Genomic DNA, 8,546 nt, shown 5'->3' with positions numbered 1-8,546 from the left:
TGTATCTCCAGTTCCGCCGCATAAAATATCGGTAGTAGTCACATTAAATTCCGGTTGTGGAATTGTATCAATTGAAATTGTTGTACTTGCACTACAGTTATTAGAATCTACTACAGTAATATCATAAACTCCAGAAGACGTAACCACAATTTCCGGTACGGATTGAAAATCAGTTGTACTATTTATAAAATAGAAGTAAGGCGGTGTTCCTCCTTCAGGATATACTGTAATTTCACCATCAGAACAAGTTAGAGGTACTGTGATTGCAGCTGATACCGTTAATAAAGGTGGTTCTACAATTGAAACGTTTTCTGTATAGGTACATTCATTCTCTGTTTCGACGGTCACTGTATAATTACCAGGATCTAAATTGTCAAAGGCATACGTGTTTTCTATAATAGGACCAACACTATTAACTAGAGTCGCACCTTCATATAAATAATACGAATATTGCGGATCAACATCATTAGCTGCTAATTGAATATTTCCTTTATCACCAAAACATAACGGTTGTATCACTGTATTTGTAACAGAAAAATCCCTATCTCTTATTAATACATCTGGAATTGTAAAAACACATGGATTTGTTGGTACACCAACTTGTCTTACATAAATCGTATAAGTACCAGGTGTACTTACTGAAAATATATTACTCGCCTGAAAATTGACATTATCTAGACTATATTCGTAGCCATTAGGCACATCATTTACTGTAACACTTCCGTTTGTCGTACAAATGATATCTGTTGCATCTACAGTCGGATTTAATAGGTTCTGATAGACATTAAAGTAAAATTGGTTGAAACATCCACCTGGATAATTAATGGTTAATCTAAACTGCCCTGAACTGTTAGCTAAAAAATTTGGACCGTTTGCAACTTCATTCCAAACACAAGACGGATCCTCATTAGCACAATCTTCATCAATAACTGCTGCACAACTAGACTCATCTAATTGTTCCCATATAATAGATGTAGAATCTGATATATTTGTTTCAATTAATCGTGTATCATTCACTCCACACAAGAAAATGAGTGGTAATAACTTACCGTCATTTGGACAAGTAACAACCTCATCCGCATAAGGAATCACTGGGTTTTGTATATCTCCACCAAATAACTCAACTTCAAATACCTGCTCTATGGACTGACAAGGCGCAATTGCATTATTAAATGAATAATATGTACCTGTTGAAGATACCGTTATTGTTTGAGTATTTCCTATGACAGGTGTTCCTGAGGGATTCGTAGACCACGTGTAAGAATCATATCCATCTGCAGCTGTTAGCTCTACACTATCACCACAAAGCACAATATCTGTAATAAACTCACAATCCAAATCCGTTAGGAAGTTAGTGGCTTGCGGAGTTAGTAGACATCCTGTATTGCTGTTTAAACTTGGATCATCCGTAATTTGAAATGTAGGATTAAAAAAGCCATTATAAGTGGCATATGCCTGATTATTTATAATATTAGAACAAGCGTCTGCTAATTGGTTACAGTTATCTACAACCTGAACTTCAATACGAATCTCATAAACCGGATCATTTTCTTCAACAAGTAAATTATCAATATTAAAAATAAGTTCTCTTGTCGCTGGATCATAACTGGCGACAGTAACTCCTGGTGGCAGAACTAAATCGGTTGGATGATTGTAGATTATGTTAATTGGAAGAATATCTCTGATTTGAAAATTTGTAGCGTTATCATTTCCTGTATTCTGAAAGCCAATGACATAATTTAACTGTGAACCGAGTGTTACAGTTTCACCACCAATATCATTACCAGCATCGTCTTCAACAATTTTTGTGAGTACAATGTTAGGTTCAATAATTTCTACTGCAAATGCAAAAAAGTATGGGAAATAGGTATCACCACTAGTTTCTAGTCGAATAACACCAGATGTAGCATCATTAGCAATGACTGAATTACCAGGATTAGGTATTGCCATTACACCAGTATCAAATCCTAAAGTGTTCGTACTATTTGGTACCCTGTTATTTACAGGAGTAGCATCTAGTTGTGTCACTGAAGAATTAAAGAAATTTGTTTCTGGTCTGTCTGCTGTAGATAAGCTAACTCCATTTATTCGCAGTCTATCTCCAAGTATTGGACTATCACCTTCAAGCGTAGCAAAAGCGAAATTTGCTCTTACTGGAGCAGGAGCAGGGATAGTTCTAAAACCATCAACTGGTATATCTAAAGTTTCGTTATTTCCAGGAACACTAATAGCACTAAAACCATCAAAACTGGTAATTGATTTACCAGGAAGCGTTGGGTCCTCATAAACTACGAATAAAGACCAACCAGCAGATTGCCCTGTACCATTATAAGGGTCAAATGTTGCTGTCTCACCTACATCTGATGATACGTTAGCAACAGTATAGGTTCCAAGATCAACTCCAGGACCAAAACTTGTAACGATGTCTGTAACATCAGCAAAACAAGCATAAGAAAAACTATCTCCACCATCAACTGTAGTTCCATTTGCATCATAAATTATAGATCCTTGAATATCATTGTAAGGACCAATAGGACCTTTAAATTTCACATCAGTAATTGGCTCATCACCTGGATTAACCGCGCCCCAATATAATCCTGCATAAATAATTCTATAACAATTAGGATTTGGTATCTCTAAATCTGCACTAGATGAACTAAATGTAGAGGCATCTCCATCAATATCAATATACTGCATGTTAACATTATGATTGTATACCGAATTGTCATTAAATGCATTGTTGTTTGGTCCAAGTATATTATTTCCAATTAGAACAATATCGCCTTTTAAATCTTGATTGAATCTCGGAGTAAATGGTTCATAATTTTGTGCAAATATGTTCACCCCAAAGAACAACATTGTGATCACAATTGCTATGCCAGAAAAAGTAGGTTTTTTCATGATACTTATTTTTATTTCTTCATTTTCTATTGAGGGCGAAATAGATAATGAGTTGCGCTTAACTAATTTTAATTTTCAATTTTTACTATAGACATTTTCCCATTATACGGTCTATTTCCTTTTGTTTTAATAGCTTCATTGGCTTGTTCTATAAAATCAAATTTGTTATAGTATATATAATACTTACTTGTATTTACATCATAGAAAAAGTCAACGTCTTTGCGACCTGATTCTACAACTTTCTTTACAAATTCATTTCTCTTGTTTATATCATTATGCACCGCAATAATGAGGTAATAGCCATTTTCTGCATTGTTTATATTCTTAAGAATCTTAATATTATCTCCAAGATCTTCACCAAAATCAAAATCTTCTTCTTTTGGAGGAGAATCACTAGTTTGAGTTGTTCGCTTAATATTTTGTAACATCGCTCTGTCTTGAGCATATCTATCTTCTTGATTGTCAAAAGCAGCTCGTTTAATACGTCTTCGTTTTTCAAATTCAGTAGCAACTCTAATAGACTCTAATTTAGATTCTAATTGTATTTTAATTTGTTTCGCTTTTAATTGTTCTGCTTCTAATCGGTCAATAGCTTCTCTATAATGGCTATTTACGGTATCATTATTAGTTTTTTCACTTTCCTGATATAATGATTTCAGTTCATTTAACTTTTGACTTCTTGTATCAATTGTCGTTTCTAATTCTAATTGAATAGCCTTTAGTCTATAATTTTCTTCAGTAACACTCTTAAATGGTCTAGGTTCTACTGCAATACCTTGATCACTTAAATCGTTTTCTTCCTTTAAATCTTTAAGATCTTTTTCTTTAATGGAAACGATAGCATCAAATCGATTTAATAAGTCCTCTTGTGTCTTTTTAGATTCTTCTGCTTGTTGTTCGGTTTCAAGCATAGACCTACCAATATCATCTTTTGGATTAGTTATTAATTCTTCCTGTGCTTTCTTGGCTACTTCTATTGCAGCTTTTTGTTCTTCAACTAATCTAGCTTGTGCTTCTGCGTCTTGTATTGCTTTTTCTTCTGCTAAACGTTGGGCTTCTTCTTCAGCTTTGATCTGCGCCAATCTTTCTGCCTCTTGTTTTGCTTTTTGTAATTCTAATTGTTTTGCTTCTGCTTCGGCATTTTCTTTAGCTTCTTGTTGTGCTAGTAGTCTTCCTTCCTCAGCTGCTTTTATTTCAGCTTGTCTTTGTACTTCCTCTTGTTTTTTAGCTTCTTGCGCTGCTAAAAGTCTTTGTGCTTCCGCGGCTTTTTGAGTAGCTATCTGTTTCGCTTTGGCTTCTGCTTCCTCCTTAGCCTTTTGTTGTGCTAATAATTTTGCTCTTGTTTCAGCTATTTCTTTAGCTCTCTGTTCTTCTTGTTCTTTAATTCTTTGCTCTTCCAATAGCTTTTCTTGTTCTGCTATAGCTTTAGCTTCGGCATCTGCTTTTTCTTTTGCTTGTTTCTCTGCTAAAAGTTTAGCTTCTCTTTCGGCTTTTTCTTTTTGTACTTCAGCTAATCGTAACGCTTCTGCTTTTGCTTTAGCAGCATCTGCCTCAGTAGTCTTTTTGGTGGTAGTTTTAGGCTTTTTAGACTTAACATAGCGTCTTTTTTTGTTACCACTAGATAATAAACCTACAACTTCATCTTCATTACTATAGTTGTAATTATTTCTATTTTTGAATCTATAGGCTAAGGTAATTTCGTGTGATGGTCCAAACTCACTTAAATCTCCCATCGCAGTTTCAAAATTGTATTCTATTGCTATTTGAGTAGTGAGATTAATACCTAATCCACCAGAAGCACCAAAAACGGAATTATACCCAAACTGAGCCCAAATTCCTTTTGGTACAGTAACCATAGCTATAGCTGCGATTATGGTCTCATCCTTCCTGAATTCTGAACGAATAAGCCCAGAAAATTTACTTTCATCAAAAAAACCTCTACTGTCCATGTAACCCGTATACATAACATGCGCTTGTATCCCTTGTTCTGGGTTATCTTGAATCATTTCAGAAGATTCAAAATTATACAGTGCTAAATTGTTTACTGAAACTCCAAAATCAAAAAATTCTGTTCCGAAGTTAATACCTGGATTTATAGTCAATAAGAAGTTTTCAGGTACATTCTGTAACGATGGATCTTCAAAATTAGTTACCACATTAGAGGTATTGACATCACTTTTATAGGCACCAACATTTAGTCCAAAAGTCAGGTTAGTATCTCTACCCATCTGTGCATTATAGGCAAAATTCAAAATTCCACCAAACGTCGTTAACACTCCATAATTTTGTTGAAACAGCCCTAAACCAGCACCAATATTTTCACCAAAGCGACCAGAATAACTAACTAAGTTGGTGAGTGGTGCATCTTCAAATTGTACCCATTCTCTTTTATTGTATACACTAATATATTTAGATTGTTCTCTAACAAAACTAAAGGTTGGGTTTAAAGCGTAACGATTAAAAGTTAAAGAGTTTCTCACAGGTAACGTCAATGAAACCACACCATCATCTTCTTGAGATGTGATAGTCTGTATAGAACAGATAAAAGCTAATATGAATAATACTAATGCTCTCATATCATTTCACTACGGTTATTGAACCCTTTTTAGTTTTATTGTTTGTTGTTGTAATGATGTAGTAATAGACCTGGTTAATATTTGAGAGTTTTAAATCGTCTTGTGGCCAGTTATTTTGGTATTCGTCTGTTTTTAAAACGACTTCTCCGCGGTTAGTCATAATTAATACTTCAGTACCTGTACCACTAACATATTGCTGTGGTAACACCCAAGTATCATTAATCATATCTCCATTTGGACTAATAACATTTGGTATTTTAGCTACATCAGGAAATGGATCTAAAGCCTCTTCAATTGTAAATTCGTATGCTTGAGATACAGTACAGCCAGAAGTTTCATTGATGATAACTTTATAGTCTCCAAATTGACTGGCCTCAAACGTATCTTGTGTTTCACCTACTAGAATTGAATTATTGTAATACCACTCAAATTCCGGGCTAATGGCATTTGTAGTTACTGTAATCGTTAAAATTTCACCTTCTTCAAGACTGTTAATTTCATCAACATTAATATCACTTTCAAATAATTCGCTTATAAGATCTATTGAACCAGAAGCGGAGCATTCTCCTAAATCTACCTGAACTGAAAAAGTACCAGACTCATTAGTTTGGTACATTTGATTAGTTGCATCTTCTATGGCTATACCATCCTTAAACCACTGATAGCTTAAGCCGCCTATAGTACTTAAAGTGGTTAAACCTTGTTCGGGACAATACGGGTTCCCTAAACTTGAAGCTATTGTTGCATCTGCCTCTCCTGATGAGGCTTCACTTATAGTAACTCTATTAGAAAATGAATTTGAAGTACAGGTACCATAATTGGTTTCAACAAAGTAGGTGCCTTCTTCACTGACGGAAAGCGTTGGTCCTTCAGTGATAAATTCTGAAGTTGTTTGACTTGTTTCCTTATACCAGTTAAAAGTTAAATTTGGATAGAGTAGTGGTGAATCATTTGATCCTGTTCCAGGATTATCAATAGTTAACAAATAACTTCCGCCTGTGCAATAAGCGCCAGTAGAAACTAAATTATTAATTGAAAATGGTGAATCCTGTATTTTGTAGTATGCTGCAAAACTTACAGAACCAGAACTTGTGGCTGCAGGATCACTACTTTTTATTCGAATTCTATAATTTTCACCTGCAGTAGTTTCTGGGATAGAAAATTCTAGAGTAGCAGGCGAAGCTGTAATTTCTCCGGCATTTGAGGTATAAACAACTGTCGCATCTGTGAAATCGCCTTCAGCATCAGACATTTCAATACTAAACTGGTTGGACGCGTTTAATGCAGTCTCTGGTGAAAATACAAATGTGGTACTGTAATTATTAAAAGATTCACTTGCACATGCCTGACTAAAACCTAGGTTTGGTGAACCTATTACTAATTGCGCACTCACTTGTTCCTGAACAGAAAGAACAATTAAAAAAAGTCCAATTATAAGTTGATTTGCATTAGTTGTTTTAAGCATGGTTTTAAAATTGTAGTTATGTATCCTATAAGCTAATTTGTATTAAAGTTTCTTGTTTTTCTATCGCACAGTCATTTAAACTATGCTGTATAGATCTAAATCGAGGTTTTGATTTTTTTGGTTTTAGAGCGGCACGATTTTAATCGTCATCATAATCATTAGAAGCAATGATCTTGTTTATTCTGAGTCTAAAATCCGGACGTCTACCATTTTGAGAATCTATGAAGGTTTCAGAGTCTGGTCCTTTTGAGTAAACATTATTAAATGCTCTACTACCATACCAGCTTTCTAAGTCATCATTATTGGTATAGCCTTTTCTATAGATGTTGCCGTTGCAGTTATTAAAATACGTTCTGGTAAACTTTATTTTACTTAGATTATCATTATCTATTTTTATCCTGTCATCTAATATTACTGCAGGATTAAAACCAGAAATCACACTCTTGTCTATAGAGAATGACACATCCGGACCTACATAAATAGCTTCCTTAACGAGCCCAACCTGAATATCGGCTTCAAGGTCGTTACTTATATTTACTAAGGTTAAATTTTCGGCAGTAACATTCGTATTATTTCTTGTGGTATCTGCAGCATCTTTTTCGTCGTAAGATCTAATGTATAATGTTCGTGAACCTTCTGCACTAGAGACGTATGGTGATCTTACGGCTAAGGAGTTAACGAGATGGCATCTCACACCATGATTAAAATTATAGTCATTTCTACTAGTTCTAAAAGACACTAGCTTTTGCAAATTAACATCACCACCTAGTATATTAAATGAGTTACCTTCACAATAGCTAGCCATTATATTCTCTATTACAGTTTCATTTCCAATACCAGCTAACGTTAAGGCACTAAAATAGCCGTGCCCTTTTGTTCTTTTCCCTGCAAACTCGATTCTAATATATTTTAAAACACCTGCGTTATAGGCTATATTCTCACCACCATAACTGATATTATCGGTAGAACTTGGATTCAAACCATAATTTAATGAAGCTACATTACCAAAAGTATTGATAGGAGCATCACCTAAAACGAAAATGCCTCCCCAATCACCTTGCTTTCTGCTATGACGACTGGAGGTAAAAATTATAGGATCTGTTTGTGTACCTTCTGCAATTATTTTAGAACCTTTACTGATAATCAATGCGCCTTTTGATTTATAGTCGCCTTTGATCACTGTACCAGCTTCAATAGTTAATGTGGCCCCGTTGGTAACATATACATCACCTAAGAGTAAGTATATATCTCTTTTTTCGAGTTTGGTATCTTTTGAAATATTACCACTTAATATTTGTGTTGGTTCACCATATTCTGCCGGACTTGGTTTAAAATCTGTCCAAGTATTCAACCAGTTATTGTAACCAATAATACCTTTTTCTTGTTGGGCAAATACATTACCAAACACCAAAAGTAGGATAAGCGCGGTTTGAGTAATTTTTTTCATAGTTGTTAAATTCGTTTATCTAGTATTTAGGGCGTAATTCACTTACAACCCAAACCTAACAAAAAACACCACGTAACACAAATAATATCGATGAATTACACTTATTAATAAGTTTTTAGCTATTTTTCTTACAATATCATTAATACTTTTACGTCTT

The 8,546-nt window shown here is 34.5% G+C and carries 3 protein-coding genes and 1 pseudogene; all 4 read right to left on the bottom strand.

The window, feature by feature from the left end; translation table 11 throughout:
* Positions 1-2,901 (bottom strand): annotated as a pseudogene (locus ACTG3Y_RS12850) (T9SS type B sorting domain-containing protein); the annotation flags it as partial.
* Positions 2,902-2,969: 68 nt separating this feature from the next.
* A complete protein-coding gene (locus tag ACTG3Y_RS12845; RefSeq protein ID WP_439153323.1) occupies positions 2,970-5,477 on the bottom strand; it encodes a PorP/SprF family type IX secretion system membrane protein in 2,508 nt (835 codons plus the stop codon).
* A gap of 1 nt (position 5,478) precedes the next feature.
* Positions 5,479-6,942: a gliding motility-associated C-terminal domain-containing protein gene (locus ACTG3Y_RS12840; protein ID WP_439153322.1), complete on the bottom strand. Its 1,464-nt coding sequence runs from the start codon at positions 6,940-6,942 to the stop codon at positions 5,479-5,481.
* Between the two features lie 139 nt (positions 6,943-7,081).
* Entirely contained in the window at positions 7,082-8,389 is a 1,308-nt protein-coding gene (locus ACTG3Y_RS12835) for a hypothetical protein (RefSeq protein ID WP_439153321.1), read from the bottom strand.
* Positions 8,390-8,546: the final 157 nt, after the last annotated feature.

The sequence above is a fragment of the Winogradskyella sp. genome (genome assembly GCF_965656915.1).
Classification (GTDB): domain Bacteria; phylum Bacteroidota; class Bacteroidia; order Flavobacteriales; family Flavobacteriaceae; genus Winogradskyella.
The sequence above is the reverse complement of the archived record's forward strand: the minus strand, read 5'-3'. Positions and strand labels throughout refer to the sequence as shown.